At 36.0% G+C, this 20,378-nt stretch carries 17 protein-coding genes; 8 read left to right on the top strand and 9 right to left on the bottom strand.

Annotated features, from left to right (window positions below; genetic code table 11):
• Positions 1-108: 108 nt before the first annotated feature.
• Positions 109-1,851, top strand: a complete 1,743-nt coding sequence (locus DRF65_RS16230) for an amidohydrolase (RefSeq protein ID WP_115971814.1) — start codon at positions 109-111, stop codon at positions 1,849-1,851.
• 57 nt (positions 1,852-1,908) lie between these two features.
• Here DRF65_RS16230 and DRF65_RS16225 read toward each other — a convergent pair whose 3' ends face one another.
• The 3 genes from DRF65_RS16225 to DRF65_RS16215 form a co-directional block, all read right to left on the bottom strand.
• On the bottom strand, positions 1,909-3,090 hold the full coding sequence (locus tag DRF65_RS16225; protein ID WP_115971813.1) for a phosphatidylinositol-specific phospholipase C domain-containing protein: 1,182 nt from the start codon (positions 3,088-3,090) through the stop codon (positions 1,909-1,911).
• Positions 3,091-3,109: 19 nt separating this feature from the next.
• A complete protein-coding gene (locus DRF65_RS16220; protein ID WP_115971812.1) occupies positions 3,110-5,956 on the bottom strand; it encodes a TonB-dependent receptor in 2,847 nt (948 codons plus the stop codon).
• Positions 5,957-6,091: 135 nt separating this feature from the next.
• A complete protein-coding gene (locus tag DRF65_RS16215; RefSeq protein WP_115971811.1) occupies positions 6,092-7,141 on the bottom strand; it encodes a helix-turn-helix transcriptional regulator in 1,050 nt (349 codons plus the stop codon).
• Positions 7,142-7,282: 141 nt separating this feature from the next.
• On the opposite strand from DRF65_RS16215, the gene DRF65_RS16210 reads away from it, so the two are divergent.
• The 3 genes from DRF65_RS16210 to DRF65_RS16200 all read left to right on the top strand — a co-directional run bounded on the left by DRF65_RS16210 (position 7,283) and on the right by DRF65_RS16200 (position 10,142).
• Positions 7,283-7,717: a hypothetical protein gene (locus DRF65_RS16210; protein WP_115971810.1), complete on the top strand. Its 435-nt coding sequence runs from the start codon at positions 7,283-7,285 to the stop codon at positions 7,715-7,717.
• Positions 7,718-8,226: 509 nt separating this feature from the next.
• Positions 8,227-8,985: a response regulator transcription factor gene (locus tag DRF65_RS16205; RefSeq protein ID WP_115971809.1), complete on the top strand. Its 759-nt coding sequence runs from the start codon at positions 8,227-8,229 to the stop codon at positions 8,983-8,985.
• 113 nt (positions 8,986-9,098) lie between these two features.
• Positions 9,099-10,142 (top strand): L,D-transpeptidase, encoded by a 1,044-nt coding sequence (locus DRF65_RS16200; protein WP_115971808.1) that lies wholly within the window; start codon positions 9,099-9,101, stop codon positions 10,140-10,142.
• Here DRF65_RS16200 and DRF65_RS16195 read toward each other — a convergent pair.
• The 3 genes from DRF65_RS16195 to DRF65_RS16185 all read right to left on the bottom strand — a co-directional run bounded on the left by DRF65_RS16195 (position 10,135) and on the right by DRF65_RS16185 (position 12,762).
• On the bottom strand, positions 10,135-10,662 hold the full coding sequence (locus DRF65_RS16195) for a hypothetical protein (protein WP_115971807.1): 528 nt from the start codon (positions 10,660-10,662) through the stop codon (positions 10,135-10,137). The two genes, DRF65_RS16200 and DRF65_RS16195, sit on opposite strands and share 8 nt — an antisense overlap.
• A 1-nt stretch (position 10,663) precedes the next feature.
• Positions 10,664-12,001: a PDZ domain-containing protein gene (locus DRF65_RS16190; protein ID WP_115971806.1), complete on the bottom strand. Its 1,338-nt coding sequence runs from the start codon at positions 11,999-12,001 to the stop codon at positions 10,664-10,666.
• A gap of 122 nt (positions 12,002-12,123) precedes the next feature.
• Positions 12,124-12,762: an alpha/beta hydrolase gene (locus DRF65_RS16185; RefSeq protein WP_115971805.1), complete on the bottom strand. Its 639-nt coding sequence runs from the start codon at positions 12,760-12,762 to the stop codon at positions 12,124-12,126.
• Between the two features lie 349 nt (positions 12,763-13,111).
• Here DRF65_RS16185 and DRF65_RS16180 point away from each other — a divergent pair, with 349 nt between their 5' ends.
• Complete coding sequence (locus DRF65_RS16180; protein ID WP_115971804.1) at positions 13,112-13,546, top strand: hypothetical protein; 435 nt, start codon at positions 13,112-13,114, stop codon at positions 13,544-13,546.
• 45 nt (positions 13,547-13,591) lie between these two features.
• On the opposite strand, the gene DRF65_RS16175 is transcribed toward DRF65_RS16180, so the two are convergent.
• Complete coding sequence (locus DRF65_RS16175; protein ID WP_115971803.1) at positions 13,592-14,230, bottom strand: response regulator; 639 nt, start codon at positions 14,228-14,230, stop codon at positions 13,592-13,594.
• Positions 14,220-16,256, bottom strand: coding sequence for a tetratricopeptide repeat-containing sensor histidine kinase (locus DRF65_RS16170; protein WP_115971802.1), 2,037 nt, complete (start codon positions 16,254-16,256; stop codon positions 14,220-14,222). Before DRF65_RS16170 ends, DRF65_RS16175 begins: the two co-directional genes overlap by 11 nt.
• 140 nt (positions 16,257-16,396) lie before the next feature.
• On the opposite strand from DRF65_RS16170, the gene DRF65_RS16165 reads away from it, so the two are divergent.
• Entirely contained in the window at positions 16,397-16,819 is a 423-nt protein-coding gene (locus DRF65_RS16165; protein WP_115971801.1) for a hypothetical protein, read from the top strand.
• A gap of 179 nt (positions 16,820-16,998) precedes the next feature.
• On the top strand, positions 16,999-18,054 hold the full coding sequence (locus DRF65_RS16160; RefSeq protein ID WP_115971800.1) for a fatty acid desaturase: 1,056 nt from the start codon (positions 16,999-17,001) through the stop codon (positions 18,052-18,054).
• 86 nt (positions 18,055-18,140) lie between these two features.
• Here DRF65_RS16160 and tyrS read toward each other — a convergent pair whose 3' ends face one another.
• Complete coding sequence (gene tyrS, locus DRF65_RS16155) at positions 18,141-19,436, bottom strand: tyrosine--tRNA ligase (RefSeq protein ID WP_115971799.1); 1,296 nt, start codon at positions 19,434-19,436, stop codon at positions 18,141-18,143.
• 209 nt (positions 19,437-19,645) lie between these two features.
• Between tyrS and DRF65_RS16150 the strand changes: the two genes are divergently transcribed.
• Entirely contained in the window at positions 19,646-20,206 is a 561-nt protein-coding gene (locus tag DRF65_RS16150; RefSeq protein ID WP_115971798.1) for an RNA polymerase sigma factor, read from the top strand.
• Positions 20,207-20,378 lie beyond the last annotated feature (172 nt).

Genomic DNA, 20,378 nt, shown 5'->3' with positions numbered 1-20,378 from the left:
TCCTGTATGATGTTGATTGTGAGGTAATTCTTTATTGTTTAAAAAATTAGTCCTGATAGTAGGGACGGTTTAATAATAAAAAACTAATAACAAAAATCAAAAATTGACATGAAAAAGATTAAGTTTTTTCTGTTGAGTATTGCTCTTGCCGGTTTAATCTCCTGTAAGAACTCAACCACTACGTACAAAGACATTACGGAAGCTACAGGTAATGGAGTTATTTATTTCAGGGGCGATATCCTCACGATGGCAGGAGATACTCCAAATTATGCTAAAGCGGTATGGATTAAAGATGGAAAAATTGCTTATATAGGCAGTTTGGAGGAAGCAAAAAAACAGGCTCCGGACGCAAAATTGGCAGATCTTGAAGGAAAAACTCTAATGCCTAGCTTTATTGATGCTCACAGTCATTACATCAATTCTTTAACGGTATCAGATCAGGCAAATGTTTCTCCTAAGCCTATTACTGATGGAAAAGGTGATAATGTAGATGAAATTATTGCCACCATAAAACAGCTTAAGGATAAAGGGAACATTCCTAAAGATTCTCTTATTCAGTCGTATGGTTATGATGATACAAAAATGCCGGATGGAAGATTGCTGAACAGGGATGATCTGGATAAAGCCTTTCCGGATAATCCTGTTATAGTAGGACATATTTCAATGCATGGGGCGGTATTAAACTCTAAAGCTCTTAAAAGATTTAATATCACGAAAGATACTCCAACTCCAAAAGGAGGTGTGATTGTAAGGGACAGCAATGGTGAACCTTATGGTTTAATTATGGAAACTGCTTATTTACCAATCTTTGACAATTTACCGAAACCTAGTCCGGACCAGCAGATTGCGTGGTCAAAAAGAGGTCAGATGTTATATGCAGAAGCTGGTATTACAACAGCTCATGATGGAGCTACCAAATTTAATGACCTGGAAATTATGAAAAATGCTAATAAAGCAAATGTGAATATGATTGATATTATTGCATTTCCCTTTATTGGAGATTTGAAATCTATTCTGGCAAAATACCCTAAAAAAGATTGGTTGAAATATGATAATCACCTTAAAATAGGAGGCGTTAAAATTACAATAGACGGTTCACCTCAAGGTAAAACAGCTTTCTTTAAGGACCCTTATCTTACCGGAAGCCCTAGTAATAAAGATGACAAAAACTGGACAGGAGAACTTACTTTCTCACAAGCTGAAATCAATGCTATGGTTGGAATGGTGTATGAAATGGAAGTTCCTCTGAATCTTCATGCTAATGGGGATTCTGCGATTGCTACCTTTCTGAAAGCTCATGAGATGGTAGCCAAACATGACCTTGGAAAAGAGAGACATGTGACAATGATACATTCTCAGTTTGTGAACAACAAGCAGTTGCAGAAATATCCGGAATATAAAATTTTACCTTCATTTTATACCTTGCATACATACTACTTTGCTGATGCACATATTAAAAACAGAGGAGCTAAGCAGGCTGCGTATATGAGTCCAATGAAAGATGCGATAGGATTGGGGTTAAAGCCAACCAATCATACAGACTTTGTGGTTCTTCCATTGAATCAAATGATGGTGCTTTGGTCCTCAGTCAATAGAATTTCATCGGATAATGTGTCAATAGGTCCAGATCAACGTATTACTCCTTATCAGGGACTTCAGGCTATTACGATACACCCGGCTATTCAGTATATGGAACAGGCTACTAAAGGAACTTTGGAGAAAAATAAGCTTGCAGATCTGGTCATTCTGGATAAGAATCCGTTAAAAGAGGGTAAGATGAAAATTAAAGACATTAAGGTCCTTCAAACCATTAAAGAAGGAAAAGTGATTTACGATAAAAATAAAGTGTAAAAGATCAGCATAAAATATTGTAAAAAGCCAGCTCTGGAAACAGAGCCGGCTTTAATTTTATTTACATGAGCTGTTGACAGGGTTATCAAGGAAGTCTTTTCCTTGAGGAGGCTGTACAAAGTAAGGAGTACCATAGGTGTTTCCCGGACGGAAAAAATCTGTGGAGACTACTTGTGCTCCGCTACTGAAGGCTGCTTTAGATCGTATAAAATCATTAACCTTGGCTTCATAGGTTTCAATATCTGATCTTGTTCTTACCATATATCCCTGTTTTACCAGTTTCTGAATTTCTTTTTGTCTTACAATGGCATTATCCCTTAATATAAATCCTGCGAAAGAATCCTCAGGTTCACTGTTCAGAAACATCACTCTTTCTTTCAGTGAGCCGTTTATAAGATAAGGATTGTTTTTAGATGACAAGGTTCCTGCACTTCCCGGCAGCAGCATAAAGATGAATTTCCCTTTGCTGTCATTCAGTTTTGGCCAGTTATTATGGGTGACTGCTTCTTTTAAGGTGTTGTATTTTCCCTGAACTTGTATTGGGGTAATGATCTTATCTTTTCCCAAATATTTTACAATTTCAGCATCCAGATCATCATAAGCCTTTTTATCAAATGCTAAAACCTTTGTACTGTTTTCAAGAATAGGAAACCCTGAATCTTTTGCTTCAATCATCATAAAGACAGGGGTGTGTCCGGGATGTTGATCCGACCATGTTCTAAGAGTGATAAGGGCATCTTTCAAAGTAGGATAATGGGTTCTGAAATCAATATCAGCCATATGTAACACTTTAAATCCAGGCTGATCCAATCCTTTGGTATTAAAAGAAGCTAAATCTGTTACTCCTTTTGATTTTAAAGCTTCATATGAGGCGGGATGGCTGAACCTGTTGCCTTCCGGATCATAATAAACATCTATTTCCAGGCCGCGCAGATTGGCATTGAGCTGTTCTGTAAAATCAGGATGGTTATAGTTCAAACCTTCTTGGATATCCATTCCGTTAGGATGATATTCCTTGAACTTTGCTTTCTGTTCTTCAGACATCATACTGTCATATTTTTGCATCATCCCTTTAATGATTGGGCTTACCATATCCAAAACTTTGGGGTCTGCAGGCTGAGCATATGAATTATGTGTTCCCACAATCTGCAGTTGATTGATCTTTGGATTCTGGCATTGGTTCTGTGCCTGTAATAATGCTGTCATACAGAATGCAGCTCCATAGATATACTTTTTCATTGATGAATAAATTTTTTGATTAAAAATTGTAAGTGAATCCCATTTGTCCACGCATCCCTGAGTAGGACATATTTTCTACACGGTCTTTAGTTCCCATATAATAGCGGTTGGGTTCATTGAAAATATTGTTAAGCTCTAAAAATAACCGGACATTTTTTGAAATACTGTATGAGGTAGAAAGATCCACAGTGAAGTTTTTATCAAAATACTGATAATGATCTGCCCCTGCAGCAGCTCTAATCTCGCTTACATAATTGCCTTTATAATTACCGGCAACACGAAGCATCAGTTTAGGGGTTTCATAAAATAAGATGGTATTGAAGATATGTTTTGCCTGATTAGGAATTGTAGTAGACATGGTTCCTTTCTGCTGTCCGTTTTCATAAATCGGCATATTCATTTTGGAAGAGATATAGGTATAATTCCCTTCAAAACCTAGATTTTTCAAAAATCCTGGTAAGTTTTCAAAACGTTTGGAGATCCCCAACTCAAAACCGAACAGTTTTGCTCCTTCAAGGTTTTTAGGAGCGGTAAAGGTGTAGGTTCTGCCTCCAATATCTGCCACTGACTGATCTTTATAAATGAGATTGGTAATGTCTTTATAGAATACTCCGGCGGTAATCAGATCCAGTTTTCCAAAGTAGTTCTCGAACATCAGGTCAAAGTTGTTGGAAAATGTAGGATCCAGTTTAGTATTTCCCTGAGTGATGGTGTTAGTGATATCATTGACGATGGTTCCCGGATTCAGGTCATTGAAATCAGGTCTTGCAAAGGAACGGGTATAAGCCAGCCTTAGAATACGGTTACTGTTGATATTCCATTTCATATTGACCATGGGAAGTATAACATTGTAGGTTTTACTGTCTTTAATATCTTCCGTTTTATGATCCTTATCCGAAACTACTTTTTTACCCCAGAACGTAATATCATTGTATTCATTTCTGAAACCTCCCAGTATCTGAAGCTGATCGGTCACTTTCCATGTTCCCATCATATAAGCAGCCCATACGTTTTCGGTTCCGCGGTAAGAGCTGGTGATATTGGAACTGCTGTCTTTACTGCTTACCTGCATCAGTCCTAAACTGTTCTGTGTACCGGGGTTGTACATCTGATCAATCTGTCCGTTCGTAATCTGATCCATGATAACAGGATTGTAAGGATTTCCAAGAGGATTCATAAAACCTCCTTTATATGGGAATGCTTCGCGTTCAAGCTGGCTCATAAAAGTTACCGGAGCTCCGGGAATTCCAAGTGCGGATTTAGGCATCCATACCAGTAAAGAACTGTCTACGTTTTTATTCTTATTGTTATATTTTGTCCCGAATTTAAGTTCAAAATTATCAGAGACTTTATATTTTAAATCCACCTGGCCTCTAAGGTCTGTTTCACTGTTGTGATTCTGACTGAGGATAACCTGATTTAATTTCAGTTTATCCGCTGCTATAACCTGTTGGTTATAAGGTAAGATGTAGCTTCCGGTATCTCCGATGCCATCAGGAGCATCCATTGCCATATATTTTCTTCCATCTGCAGAAAGATTTCCATAGGTCATTGGCTGTACAAAATTGACCATAGGATAGCCTCTCTCATTTCTGTCAAGATTTTCCGGAGAGTTGAATCTGAACTCTGAACGGGCTTTGGATAAAGACCAGTTTACTTCCAAACGTTGTCCCACCTGATGATTTCCACCCAGCTGCATAGAATAGAGGTCTGTGAGATAATCTGCATGACGGGCCTGAAGGGTTACATTTTTATTATCAAAATTAAAATAGGTTTCCCTTACGGACTGCCCATCCTTATATTGGCTGTACAACCCTTTAAAGTATAATTTATTCCTGCTGTTGATCTCATAATCCAAACCTAGATTAAATCCAAGTGTTCTTCGGTTTGCCAGGTAATCACGGAGCTGAAGCTGATTGATAGAGTAGGAGGCTGTTTTGTCTTTCAGGCCATAGTTAAAAATATTTCTCATCTGATCTATGGCAGTAGAACGTTCCCAAATCACGGCAGAAGAAATAAATTTCAGTTTGTTGGTAATTTTGTTGCCATAAACAATGGAAGAGTTGTACGTTGGGGATTTCGACATGTTAACATATCCGGAAGACATACTGATGGCTAAAGTTTCTTTATTGGGGGAAGTTTTGGTAATAAAATCTACATTTCCGCCAATGGCATCACCATCCAGATCCGGAGTTAGGGCTTTAGATAAACGAACATTCTGGATAAGTTCTGAAGGGAAGATATCCATCTGAACTCCACGGTTGGCATTGTCACCACTTGCGCTAGGCATTCTGTTACCATTTAAAGTAGAAGCTGTCCACTGTATAGGAGTTCCTCTTACCGCTACAAAGCGTCCTTCACCCATATCACGTTCAATAGATACTCCCTGCATCCGTTGTACCGCATCTGCTGCATTACGATCCGGAAGTTTCCCAATGGCATCGGCAGAAAGCACTTCTGTGATGGTGTTGGAGTTCTTCTTCATTGTAATGGCTCTGGCTTGTGAGGCTTTGTAAACACTGGTGACCACTACTTCCTGAATACTGTTTTCTTTAGGCTTACTTCCAAACTTAACCAATCCAAGATCTACCTCTTTTTTGTCTGTTACATTGAAAGGAATGTAAACGGTATCATAGCCCTTGTATTCTACAACAAGCTTGTAACTGCCATCATGAACATTATTCAAAACGAAGGATCCGTCGGTATCGGAAGTAACCTTTTGACCACTGTTTTCAATGTAAACCAGGGCATTGGGAAGATTTCCCTGACTGTCTATTACAGTTCCGTGAACTGAGGTCTGTGCAAAGGCTAAAGGGCCTAAAAGAAAAAATGCTGCTTTTGTTAGAAAAAGACTTTCTCGTGACATCTTAGTGAAATTTTTACAAAGATGCCGGCTCATCAAAAAGTTTTAGTTCATTTAAATTTAAGACAACCAATTCTGCTGGGTTCGAGGTGAACTGTATTGTAAATCAATGGGTTGTTAATATTAAATAATTGTAAATTAGTGAATAAGCTGAGAGGGAAGACAATCAAATTCCTTTTTAAAATACTTATAAAAAGTTGATTTGGATTTAAAACCACATTGAAAAGCAAGATCAATGACACTGGCAGACGGATCCTCTGATAAGATTTGTTTAAAATGTTGAATCCGGTTTCTGTTGGTGTACTCATGGAAATTGGTGCTGAGGTGCTTATTAAAAGTAAGACTTAGATCTGCTTTACTTATTTTTAAATGGCTGGAAAGTTGATCCAAAGTAAATTCTTCATCCAGATAGATATCACTTTCTTTATAAAAAGAGATAATTGCATTTTGTAATGTGTCAAAATCTATTTTTGAGAGGTCTTTATATTGATAGGTTTCTTTGGGAACCTGAAAGGGAGATGTATTTTGCTGTTCCAGCAGCCTATGCTGGTACGTTAAAATATAAACGTACAAAATCCATCCAAACTGGAAAAGAAATAGAAGACTGTAGACCTTCTGATAGATTAGTGTATCCCAGCCCAATTGATAAACCGTCCAGAAAACCAGTACACCCATTAATACATAACAGACCAGATAGCGGAAATTACTGGCCACGGGATGAGTGATGCTTTTACGGTATTTTGTAAGAAAATAAATACAGGTAATAAGACATGCTACCCAATAATAGCTATAATAAGTAAAATAAGCCTGGTATGACCTGATAGCAATATCTGCCCAGGACAGATCAAAGATTTTTGCAGATAAGGCAATGGCATGATGAACAACAATTAATGTAAGTGGAACAATCAGATATTTAAGCTTGTCTCTCCATTTGGCATGAATTAAATAAGTGGTAATATATAAAAAGATAAGCCCTTTAAAAACCCGGAGACTTCCCGGAATTTCATAAAGAACAGACTCATAGCCGAATCTCTGAATAATGAAATATTCATATCCCATATCCAATGCAACCACTCCGATATACAGTATCAGCATGTTCAGGACAGATTCCCTGTTTTTAATGAGATAGAGTAATAGGGTTAGGGTGATAAGTGCCTGTAGTACAACTACCATAATGATGTATAACATGATAACTGATATTTTGTCAAAATTATAGATAATATGGGTATGGTATCTTTAACAAATTATTAAATATCAGTCAGAAAACAATCAGGTATATTTTGTAAAATTGAATAGTTATAATTACTTTAGCATTTAAAGCAGAATTTGATGTCAAAAAAGAAGTTCATATTATTATCAGTATTGAAGACCTGGTTTTTCTCAACTATTATTTCAACCATTCTTCTCATTGTATTTATGAACCTTACTAAACCCGAGATGGGGGAACATCCAAGAAATTGTGATATGAGTGGTTTGGCTTATGGTCTGGTGATTATCTGGATTTTATTTTTAAGTATTGTTTCATTCAGTAGTCTGTTTTCACTTTTTAGATCTTTTCATAGCAAAATGAAAACGTTTCTGTGTTGGTTTTTGCTTCCGATTCTTTTTATCATCTATTATTTCTTTATGATTACGGAAGGACAAAAAATCAATGGAGAGGATATTCTGTTTTTTCTGATTACGAATCTGCCCTGGTTTGCAATTTGGATTTTTTATTATTGGAGATTTGGAACTCTTTATTTCAATCATAAAATTCAGTCATAAAGATAATGGGATCTCTTTCTTGGATTATGAATTGAAAAGGTGAATATTATATAAAAAAAAATTACTGTCTGATAGGACAGTAATAGTAAAAATCAGTGATATGGTGTGCTGATCAGTTTGTAATTTAAAGCAGAGATTTATGCTGTTTAAAAGGCTGATCTTTTGAGCTGTTTCTATTCGGTCAATTATTTAATATTTAGTCTGAATTAGGTGTCATTGTCTGAGTTATTTTACGATAAAAACTTGACGAATCAACTTTGTTTGGACCGAATTTCTGCAGCTTCTATATCATGGTTATTGATGACAAAAGTTGGTGTTTTTTGATAGCCTATATGTGATGTTTTTCAGACTCATCCTGATGATGCGGTTCTGAAAAAGGTACAATCATGCAAATCATTTGCAAATGTATATCACGGTATTTTGAGAATCGCTACACTTTTGTGTAGATTTGTGGGATGAAAGCTAAAAACTATCCTTTAGTGTAGTAGTGAAGAACGCTTTTAAAAAATATGGAACAGATTAACAGGTTTTTCAACGAAAAAAATGAGGTCAGTAAAGATGCTGACATTGATTTAAGCCAGGGTGGTGATTATCTGGAGGCTATAAAAGCACTTGCCAGAACCACATACCAGAGTTTGTATGTCATCAACTATCAAACTAAAGGGTTTGAATATGTCTCAGAAAATCCTCTTTTTTTATGTGGGAAAACGTCAGAAGAAGTAAAAAATCTGGGGTATGCATTCTATTTTCAGAATGTAAAACCTGAAGATGTGGAAATGCTGATTAAGATCAATGAAGCAGGATTTAAGTTTTATGATAAGATTCCTATAGAGGACAGGAAGCTGTATTCCATTTCCTATGACTTTTATCTTATCAATAGCAAAAAGAATATGATCCTGGTGAATCATAAACTTGCCCCTATGTTCCTTACTGAAGACGGACAGGTGTGGAAGGCTCTATGTGCTGTTTCCCTTTCTAATAATACTTCCTCCGGGAATGTAGTACTTAGCAGAGAAGGCTCCGATGAAGTCTGGAAGTATGATCTCACAGCAGATAAATGGGAGAAAAGTGAAAAGATAAAATTGTCCTCACGCGAATATGAGATTTTAAGCCTGCATACCAGTGGTCATACGATCAGCGAAATTGCTGACAAGCTTTTTATTACGGCAGATACGGTGAAATTTCATCGGAAAAAACTTTTTGAAAAAATTGGAGTAAGCAATATTGCAGAAGCATTATCTTATGCTAAAACCAATAAATTACTGTAGATAAAACTTATTAGATACCGTTTTTTTACGGTATTTTTCAGAATGTCTTTTAGGATTCAATTTTAGGTCTGATATTTGTACTGGGTAGCCAAACTAAATGACCTGTTTTATTTATGAAGAACATATCTGTGAAAAAATCATTTCTATACGCCTGTTTCTGTGCAGTATTTCTTGTTTCCTGTAAGAAAGAAATAGAAAAGATAAGCGATACTTTTAAAGATACCGTTTCTGCTTCTGAGACTCCTGAAGCAGAAAAAGACTCTATAAAAAAAGATTCAGTACCTGTGGTAAAAAAAGAATCAGCTCCGCCGATGATGCAGGAGAATGGTTTTTATAATGCCTTTGTCCTTCCAAAAGACAAGAAAATGAGGGATTCTGTATATGCGGAATTCAGTAAAAAATATGATGAGAAGGAACGTACTGCTATTTTAGCCTTAAACAGGCTGGATTCTAAAAGCAAATGGAATGCCGATACGCTGGTGGTTCCTGCGAAAATAGATACTACTCTGATGGCATATTCGCCGTTTCCCATGCAGCTTGATGTATTAAGCGGTGTGAAAAAATTTGTGATCTTTTCATATCCTATTCAGGCTTATGCTGTGTACTCCAATGGAGGTCTTGTAAAATGGGGGCCAACGAGTATGGGAAAAAAAGCAGCACAGACCACAAGAGGTCTTACTTTTGCCAACTGGAAAAAGAAACTCTCTATTTCTACAGTCAGCAGTGAATGGAAACTTCCTTATAACTTTAATATCCACAATATAGGTGGTATCGGATGGCATGAATATACACTTCCGGGATATCCGGCTTCACACTCTTGCTTAAGATTATTAAGAAAAGATGCCCAGTGGCTGTATTCTTATGCTGATACTTGGATCCTGAATCCTGGTGGGGCCACTACAAAAGCAAGAGGTACTGCAGTAATGGTATTTGGTGACTATAACTGGGGCGGAAGAAGACCATGGAAAAAACTTCTTGATGATCCTAATGCCAATAACATTTCTGTAGAAGAGCTGACAAAATTGTTGGAACCGGATGTTCCTAAAATGCTGAAGGAACAAGCCAACAGAGAAAAAGTAGCCGATTCTATTAAAACAGCCAAAGCAATGGCTACTCCAATTCAGAATGAAAGACCTACAGATACTTTGTCTAAATAATCTTCTTCTCAAACTGTAAAGTGGATTCCTCAGCAAATTGTCTTAATTTAAGCATTTCATCTTTCCCTTTATGCTGCCCGAACCTTGCAGCAATATAAGTAAGAAGAATAAAAAATAACATGACAAAAGAAGCGCTCAGTGCCCAAGGGTATTCAGCGCTTTTTATTTGTTTTTCTACGTAATACATGGTAAAGAAGGTCATCCAGAAAATGGAAAAGGTAAAATAAAGGAACATAAAGAATGTCCAGACTGCAGAGCTGGGGCCAAAAATTCCACGTATTACTGTTTCATCATCTTCTATTTCAACACGGAGGGCAAGGCGGGGTTTCCAGTAATTATCATCCTTCGTTTCCACCCAGATAGTAGCTACTTCCTTATTGATATTGCCGGAGAATTCAGTTTTATGTTCGGCGAGATATTTTTTCAGATTAACAGCATACTCTTCCTTGGTAAGATGGGTAAACATCTTAAATCTCGGGCGGGTTCTTATTTTGTCTAAGGTGGTTTCTTCGGTTGTCATACTATTTATCTTGATAAGGAATTGGGTCCTCCAAATTAAAACGGAAAGTCATTTCTTTTTCCTGTCTTTGAATAATCATGGTGATGGTTCGTCCTTCAGATGATTTCATGATCTCAAGGATGCTCTCAAGCTTCATATCTGAAGTTTTATTTCCATTGATGCTGATGATCCTGTCATCTTTTTTTAACCCTGCTTCATAAGCTGGCGAATCTTTTCTGATCCCAGCAATGGAAAATATGGGTTTCAGACTGAATTTATACTGAAAGGAGTCTTTATATACTTCGGTGGCATTACTCGTATTATCTGTATGACCCATTGTTTGGGTTTCAATTTGAACTCTGTCCTTTTGCCATTCCAGTCCATCCTGTTTGAAATCCAGTCCACTCATATTAAAATGAAAAGGATCATCAAAATTTCTGTTTCTCTTCAAATATAGTTTATTGTTAGCATAATCAAAAATGATGGAAAACCGTCTCATGATTTCGCCACCTACAGAGCCCTTCCTGTCTTTTACCAATTTCACATGCTGAATGGAGAATTCATCAGGCATTGCTGTAAGAGGTTTGGCAAACTTAAAATCGTTGATATAAAAATTATGAATTCTGCTTCTTTTACCATAAATATCTCCATTGAATCCACGGCCGAGAAAATCATCAATATTAGGTCTGTTATAAACAAAATCTTTGATAAGAGTAGGGAAGAGCCAGATGGCATCACTGTTTCCAAGATCGATCAGCAGTTTTGAGCCTTTCTTTTCATTGGTCATTTCTACATCAGCAATAAGATAAGGTTTATCTTTTTCAATGCTGATCGGAACTTCATCAAACTTTCTGATCTTCTTTTTTAAAGAATCTATATTTTCGTAGACCGTTATTTTTTTAGAAATATAATCAATGGCGATAGGATGGTCCTTAAAAAAATGATAGCCGATAACGCCGTTTACGGGGATTCCAACATGGGAAGAAATATTGAATTCCTCATCAAGGATCACATAAATAGACATGGAAGTATTAATGATCTGATCACCGACCCTGGCAAGATTACGCTCAGACTTTAACCCATCGATACTTAAACTTCCTCCAAGACCTGAGAATTTTATTTTTTCAACATTTTCCAGTTTAATTTCTTTATTATTCAGGCTGAACAGAATGGTTTCTGCTACTCCCGTATCCAGCATAAAGGTAAGGTCAGCTCCATTAATATTGACAGGAATGAAAATCAGATTATTGATAAGCTGAAAAGGAATAACCGTTTTGTTGGTATTGATCAGCCTGAAAGTGTCCTGGGCATTAATAAAAATACCTAATAATAAACCCAGTAAAAGAAGCTTTAGTTTCATTTACTGAATTTACTGAATTTATCTTTATTGTAATAAAAAAACATCCCAAATGCAGGAATGTTTATATAAACTACAATGAATTATTGTTTTGTGTTGAATTTATCTGAAAAAATGAATTCTGCTTATTTAGAGAAAAAATCCATCAGATCCATATAATTTTTCTGATTCACACCATGACCACTCATATACTCTCTGAATGTAAAGTAGCAGTTAAGATCATAAAGTAACTCAGCCGATTTTCTTCCCCATTCCAGAGGGATTACAGCATCATCCGTACCATGGGATACAAAAAATCTCAGTTTTTCCAGTTTCTTTTTGTCCTTTACAATTCCGTCCAGAATCTTTTCTTCCGCATAAGCACTCAGACAGGCAACATTTGTAAATAACTCAGGGTGTTTTAAGGCCAAGGCATAGCATAATATCCCTCCCTGGCTGAAGCCGCACAAATGGACCTTACTCTCTGTAAGACCATAATGATTGATTGCTTTTAATATGCTTTCCAATGCAGAATTTAAAGATTCTTTAGCCTGAGGAACATCAATATAGTTTTCAGGATCATTGAAGTTGATATCAAACCATGAATACCCTTCAAACTGAGTATCTCTGGGAGCTCTGAAACTAATGATGATCCAATCTTTAGGAAGGGTTTCTCTGAAGCTGAAAAGGTCCTGCTCATTGCTGCCGTAGCCATGAAGCATAAAAAGTATAGGGGTCGAAGATGTAATATTTTCCGGCTCTCTTACTAAGTAATCTAAATTCATACAGCAAATATAATTAATAAATTACATTGTAAATCCTATCTTTTATTATTCATATAGAGGAATCTGAAAATCATTTTCCGGCTACAGCAAGGATTGATCTCTGATCTGAGAGCGTATCATTATGAATATTTATATTCTGTTTTTATCAGTATTAAAATAATTCTAAATATAAAGATGTTTTATGTTTAATAATTAATGAATTACATTGTATTATTGGGTTTTTTAACTTGATTTTATTTTTTATTAATTTGATATTTTTTGTAAAAAAATGTTGTAAAATTTTTATCAAAGATATTTTTATATTAATAAAAAACTTATATTTGGAACATTAAAAAATCTATTTGGAGAAATGAAGCAATTTTACAATTTAAAAAGTTTACTTAGACTTTCTTCTTTATTCGTTTTGTTATTTTCAGTGATTACTGTTGTAAATTCGTGTAAAAAAGATGAAGATGAAGAATTTAAGGATCACGTGGTTCAATTTGTAGCTAAAACCAGTACAGGTGGAGAACTTATCTCTACAGTAACTCAGATAGGAACTGCTCAGAATACTACCTACAGTACTGATCTTAAGCCTTTAAAAGAAAGCTGGTCAAGTGGAGAAGTATGGGTAAATTCAAGCCAGGCACAGATTAATTTTGCAGCTAATGCTATGTTGCCACAGGCGAACTCGGAAATGACAATTACTCTTTATATAGATGGAGAAATTGCCAGAACTGCTAAAGTTACAGGACAAGGTGATAACAAAGTTGCCAAAGTTGCTTTCAGTTTCCTAGAACCGTAAATAAAACTATTATATAAAACAAAAACCGCTCCTGGAGCGGTTTTTTTATTTTTCAATCAGATGATACTCTATAGCCTGGTTAACGAGTTCTGTAGAGTTTTTAGCCTGAAATTTTTGGAGAAGGTTTTTACGATGAGTATCTACCGTAAGCGGACTTAGAAACAGCTCTTCCGCAATCCGGTTGCTTGTTTTCCCTTGTGCTACCAGCTGCAGGATCTGTTTCTCCCTTTTGGTAAGTCTTGGAATTGGTAGTTCATTTTGAGAAGGTTTACTGATGATCTGTTTGGTTTCATTACAAAAAACAATGTCTCCGGATAACGCACCTTTAATGCAGATCACTAATTCTTCAATAGAGGTATTCTTAAGAAGATAGCCACTCGCTCCGTTTTGGATAGATTGCATGATGATACTTCTTTCTGAACGGTTACTGAACATAATGACAGAAGTATCGGGAGATATTTTTTTAATCTCCCGGCAAAGCTCTGTACCATTGGCGTCCGGAAGTGTAATATCCAAAAGGATAATGTCCACTTTATTGGATCCGATAAAGCTGATGATTTCAGAACCGGAAGTAAAAGTTTCCGGAATATTAAAGAATGGCTGGCTGCTCAGCATCATTTTCAGTCCTTCGATGACGATAGGATGATCGTCTACGATGACAATATTTATTTTTTCAGTCCCCATCTATATTGAGTTCTATATTAATCGTTGTGCCCTGACTGTCGGAACTGATTTCCATATTTCCTTTCAGATAATCTACTCTGTTTTTTAAGTTATGGAGTCCCATACTTTTGGTTTTCTGTTCCCTGTTGCTTTCAAATCCTTTTCCGTTGTCTTCAATAGTAATGAAGAAGTCTTTTTCAGACTGCGAACACTGTAATAGAATACTGCTGGCTTCAGCATGTTTAATGGCATTAGCCAATAATTCCTGTACAATCCTGTAGATATTGAGCTGAATATTGATTGGCAGATTTTTCTCAATGCTGATCGCCTGGAAATCAATGTCCATATCTTTTCTGCTGTAAAATTCACACAGATCATTCAGGGCTGTTTCCAAACCGAAATTAAGCAATGACTCAGGCATTAGGTTTCTGGCAACATGTCGTAATTCACTGACAGAGTTATCCAGTTGCCCAAGAATCCTGTAAAACTCTGCATCTTTTTCAGGGTCTAAGTGACTGGCTGACCACGTAGAAAAATTGATCTTTACTCCGGCAAGCATTCCTCCCAAACCATCGTGAAGATCTCTTGCGATACGTTCTCTTTCCCTTTCTTCTCCGTCCAGAATGGCTTTGGTTAAGGAAAGTTCTTCTTTCTGTTTTATATCATTGATCTTCTGCTCAGAGATTTTTTTGTTTTTTCTGAAGATGATATAAAGAAAAATCAGGAGGCTTAGGACTAGTAATAAAAAAAGGCTTAGTCCCCATAAATAGGAATTTTTCTTATTAACTTCCAGCTCTTTTTGCTTTTTTTCGGAATTTAACGTAGCTATTTTTCTCTCTTTTTCTGCAGCATTAAACTTGGATTCAATTTTATTGATTTCCAGTTTTACATTTTCTGTATTCAGACTGTCATTAAGCTTGGAATATTTCTGTTCCCATATCAAAGCCTGTTTAGTATTGCCCATTTCCTCATGTAAAGAAGAGAGCTGCTTATAAATGGTTTTTCGGTTGTTAAGATCAAGCGCAAGGGATTTTTCTGTTAAAACATCTTCAAGAACATTTTTTGCGTCATTATATCTTTTTAACTTTCTTAAAATGTCATATTTATTGAAATAGAACATCTGTGCCAATAGATTCTGATTAAACTTTTTAGCATAATAAATCCCTTTTTCAATAACGGGTAAGGCTTCCGGGTTCTTTTGTCTGGTAATATAATAAAGCGTTTTACCATAATAATAAAAAGCATTAACGGAGGAATCCGGATGAGGCTCAATAAGAGTTTCGGCTTTATCCAAAAACTTTTTAGCTTCATCTCCCTTGGCCTGATAGCAGAAATTGTTGGCTAAATTTAAGTAAGTGAAAAATAATTCCGGAGAATTGGGATCGTGTTTTTCAAGAATCTGTAAAGCTTTAGTATTATAATCTTCAGACTTTTTAAATTCTGCATTATAGGTAAGGATCACGGCAAGTTGAGTATATAAAAATCCCAGGTTTCTGCTGTTCTCATATTTTTTTGCCAGTGGAATACTCTTTTCAAGGATTGTCTTTACCAAAAAAGGATATCCTTCCTTGTCCTTCTGTGTTACTCCATAGCTGTACCAGGCTGCAGCCTGAAAGAGATCGGATTCTTCATTTTTGAATTTTGAGAATTGTTTAATAGCCTTTTGATAAGAAATAGCTGCTTTCCCTTTATTTCGGTCAAGGTTATACTGAGCCTCATAGAAATTATACTTTGCAGATAGAAAGTCATCGCCTTTAATGAATGTTTTACCGTTTTCCAGATATTTTTTACTTAAAAGAGAATCTATATTTCTGTAATAATTGGACAGCAGAAAAGAAGCATTTGCCTTTGCCGTGTTTGCTCCGTTACTCTTTATTACGCTTTGTAAGCTGTCTAAGTAAGATTTCTCATTAAGGGGAATCAGTTGCTGTGACTGTACACCAAAAGACAGCAATAGACTTAACAGGATCAGTAATCTCTTCATCGGGTATCGGTTCTGTAGAATATCTTTTTTATAAACGCTGAATTTAATTAAAAATTTCAGCATAAAAAATACCTGAATTTAGGTAGAAAAAATTACACATTTTTCAGGATTGATAATGTTTGATGACTCTAATAGCTTTGCACATACAGAATCACTAATCATAGAATATCAAATAAAGTAACTAAAATTTAAACAAAAAAATTATGAAAAAACCAGGAATGAGTCAGCTGTTGAAAGGTACGTTTGTAGTACTTCTTGCAACTATGTTATTGGGGTTTGTAACTTCTTGCAGTAAAGATGACGATGATGATAACAATGTGAATGGAGCAAATAAAAGTCATAAAGTGGTTTTCAAGGCAATAGCTTCTGCAGGAAGTGATATAGGTGTAGCAGTGTATGGAATTGATGGTAACCCAACTACAGCTTCCAGCCTTAGCGGAACAACGTGGTCCAGCCCTGAAGTGACTGCAGAAAAAGGAGCTTATAATGCAAATGTAGCGGTAAATGCTGTAGGTGCAAACGCATCTTCTACTTTAAAAGTTCAGATTTGGGTAGACGGTGAACTGAAAAAAGAAGGAACTTCCAGCGGTCAGTACCTTTCTGCTTCTTCCAGTTATGTATTTTAAAAAAAACTAATACTTTCAAAATAAAGAAACCGGCGTTGAGATTCATCTTAACGCTGGTTTTGTTTTAGTTAGATATGATGCTATTTATATTATTTTTTAATGTATTTGTATTAATAATAATTATTTATGTGTTGAGTGATTGTATAATTTATTATTTTTGATTACAAAATCACTAAATAGTGAAACATCAGGAGAAATCGAGATACATAAGGAAAGAGATTAATCAATCCTATCAGGAGCTTAAGGAACAATATCCTCTATTGAAGAGGCAGGACAGCATTGGGTTTTCTATATTTTTACTTTCAATTATTGCGATTATTGCTACATCTGTTGGCTGGTATGAAGCAATTATTCCAACCTGGCTGATGATTATTATGAATGCCTTTTTTATGGGAGTTCTTCACGAGATCGAGCATGACCTTATTCATTGGCTCTATTTTAAGAAGCAAAAACCAATACATCATTTTATGCTTTTAAGTGTCTGGATTTTACGTCCATTAACGATTAATCCTTGGATCAGACGTACATTGCATTATCATCATCATAAATTTTCAGGGACCTTACATGACGTGGAGGAACGTGGGGTAACGAATGGTGAACGCTGGTCCATCAAACGTTTATTGACCACGGCTGATATTGTTTTAGGTGGCCTTCTGCGTCTCCAGCAAATGTTTAAGGATATGGACAGGGAAGTGGAGAACGGAAACCTTAAGAAAGAAACTTCTTTAACCTTAAAACGAATTACATTTTTGAGTTTAATACCCGTGACCATTTTGGCTCATGTGATATTGTATCTCTTTTTTGCAGATTTGCTATTGCACTGGATCAATGCAAGGATGATGACAGACTTCGGTTTTCCTTCTTATATTGAAAACATATTAAGCAGCTTACATGTGGTTATTTATACGATTTTTCTTCCCAATTTATTACGACAGTTCTGTTTACATTTTATCACCTCCAATATGCATTATTTCGGTGATATAGAGGAAGGAAATGTGATTGAACAGACACAGGTCCTGAATGTATGGTGGACTTTCCCTATGCAGGTGTTTTGTTTCTTTTTTGGCTGGACCCACAGCATTCATCATTTTGTGGTTAACGAGACATTTTATGTACGTCATATAGGAAGAAAACAGGCCCAGGAAATATTGAGGAAATATGGGGTCCGGTTTAATGATCTGGGGACTTTCAGAAGAGCCAACCGCTTTCGGGAATTCTCCAATAAGGTCAATTAATTTTTTTTAGAAAAAATATTGTTTGACTTAAAATAAAATGGCCGCCGAGATTTATCTCGGCGGCCGTTTTTTATGTAGTATTAAAATTAAATAACCTTTACAATGAAATAGCTTTTCTTACCCTTTTGCAGCAATAAGAATTTGCCGTCAATAAGATCCGTATCATTCGCTGTAAAAGTATCATTTACTTTTTGCTTGTTGATAGAGATTGCATTCCCTTTGATTTCTCTCTGTGCCTCACTCTTGGACTTCAGGAATCCGGATTTTTCAGAAAGAAGCTCAACAATGTTTACTCCCAATACATCCGCTTTTGCTACTTCTTTTTGTGGAACTCCGTCAAAAACTTCAAGGAAAGTTTCCTCATCAAGGCTTACCAAATCTTCAGCAGTAGAGCGTCCAAAAAGAATTTCAGAAGCTTTAAGCGCTTTTTCATATTCTTCTCTTCCGTGTACCCAGACTGTTACTTCTTCTGCTAATCTTTTTTGAAGTTTTCTTTCATGGGCAGCTGTTTTGTGCTCTTCGACTAAAGCCTCAATTTCCTCTTTTCCAAGGAAAGTATAGAATTTAATGAATCTTTCAGCATCTTCATCGGTAGCATTCAGCCAGAACTGGTAAAATTTGTATGGAGAAGTTTTCTTTTTATCCAACCAATAGTTTTCTCCGCTCTCAGATTTTCCGAATTTGGAACCATCAGCTTTTGTAATCAAGGGAACCGTTAATGCAAAGGCTTCACCCTGAGCTTTTCTACGGATCAGTTCTGTTCCTGTAGTGATATTTCCCCACTGGTCAGAACCTCCCATCTGAAGTTTCACATTATTGTTTTGGTATAGGTGAAGGAAATCATACCCCTGAATAAGCTGATAAGTAAACTCTGTAAAACTCATTCCGTCTGCACCTCCGTCTCCTGAAAATCTTTTCTTTACAGAGTCTTTAGCCATCATGTAATTTACAGTGATATTCTTCCCAACATTTTTAGCAAAATCAAGGAAAGAAATATTCTTCATCCAGTCGTAGTTGTTTACAAGCTCAGCTTTATTAGGCCCGTTTCCTGCGAAATCCAGAAATCTTGAAAGCTGGTTTTTCAGACAGTCTACATAATGTAAAAGAGTTTCTTCATCCAAAAGGTTTCTCTCGGCAGATTTTCCGGATGGATCACCGATCATTCCTGTAGCTCCTCCTACCAACGCGATCGGTTTGTGGCCATGCTGCTGGAAGTGAGCTAAAATTTTAATCTGAATAAGACTTCCGATATGTAAAGAATCGGCAGTGGGATCAAAACCAATATATGCAGTGGTTACCTCTTTATTCAGCTGTTCATCGGTTCCAGGCATCATATCAGCAAACAGACCACGCCATTTCAGTTCTTCTATAAAGGAATTCATTGATTTTTTTCTTTAAAATTTTAAGTTGCAAAGATAATAAATTCAAAAGTATAAATTCAAAAGCCAGGGAAGGTAAAATGGCAAAATATCTCAAACAGGAGATAAAATTAATACTTTTCCTGATTGGCCATTTACTTGCAAAGCAAAATTAACGAATGAGAGCCTATGCGCTTTGCATTTCCCCCCCAAATACTCTATATTTGTTATTAATGAACGACGAACAGCTATTCCTGCTTATTCAAAAGGCCAAAGATAAAGACCAAAAGGCCCAGACTAAACTCATCAATATTTTTTGGGTGGATGTTTTCTCTTTTGTAATGAAAAAAGTAAAAGATGAAAATGATGCTGACGAAATTACTGTGAATGTTTTTTCCAAAGTATTATCGAAATTGGATATGTTTGATCCGCATTTTCAGTTTAAAACCTGGATTCTCACCATTGCTCAAAACACAGTTATAGACTTTTGGAGAAAGAAGAGCCGTGAAAACGAAGATGCCGTTGAAAATCTCGATGAGGTAAAAAATCAATATGCAAAATCTCCGGAAGAACTTCTGATTTCTGAAGAAGAGCAGAAGAAAATCATTAAAACCATAGAATCTCTGGATGCCAATTATCAAGACATTATCAAGCTTAGGTTTTTTGAAGAAAAAAGTATCAAGGAAATTGCCGAAGAACTGGGAATTTCTGTTGCCAATACCAAAGTTCGCGTGATGCGTGCTAAAAAGGTTCTTGCAGAGTTGCTAAAGAATAATGAGTTTGATGATCATTAAGATTATTGTTGGAAAACTCTAAGACCTGATTTTTTGCCACGAATGCCTTTAGATTTGCAAAAGGATTTAGAAGTAAATTAGATAATAATTAAATACTGAAGAACCAGAGAAAATAAAGTGAACTAAACGAATGCATAGAAACGAACTATTTCGTGTATCAGACTCTATTTTC

Origin of the sequence: Chryseobacterium pennae (assembly GCF_003385515.1) — a bacterium.
GTDB classification, from domain to species: domain Bacteria; phylum Bacteroidota; class Bacteroidia; order Flavobacteriales; family Weeksellaceae; genus Chryseobacterium; species Chryseobacterium pennae.
This window is presented reverse-complemented; position numbering and strand designations above follow the sequence as displayed.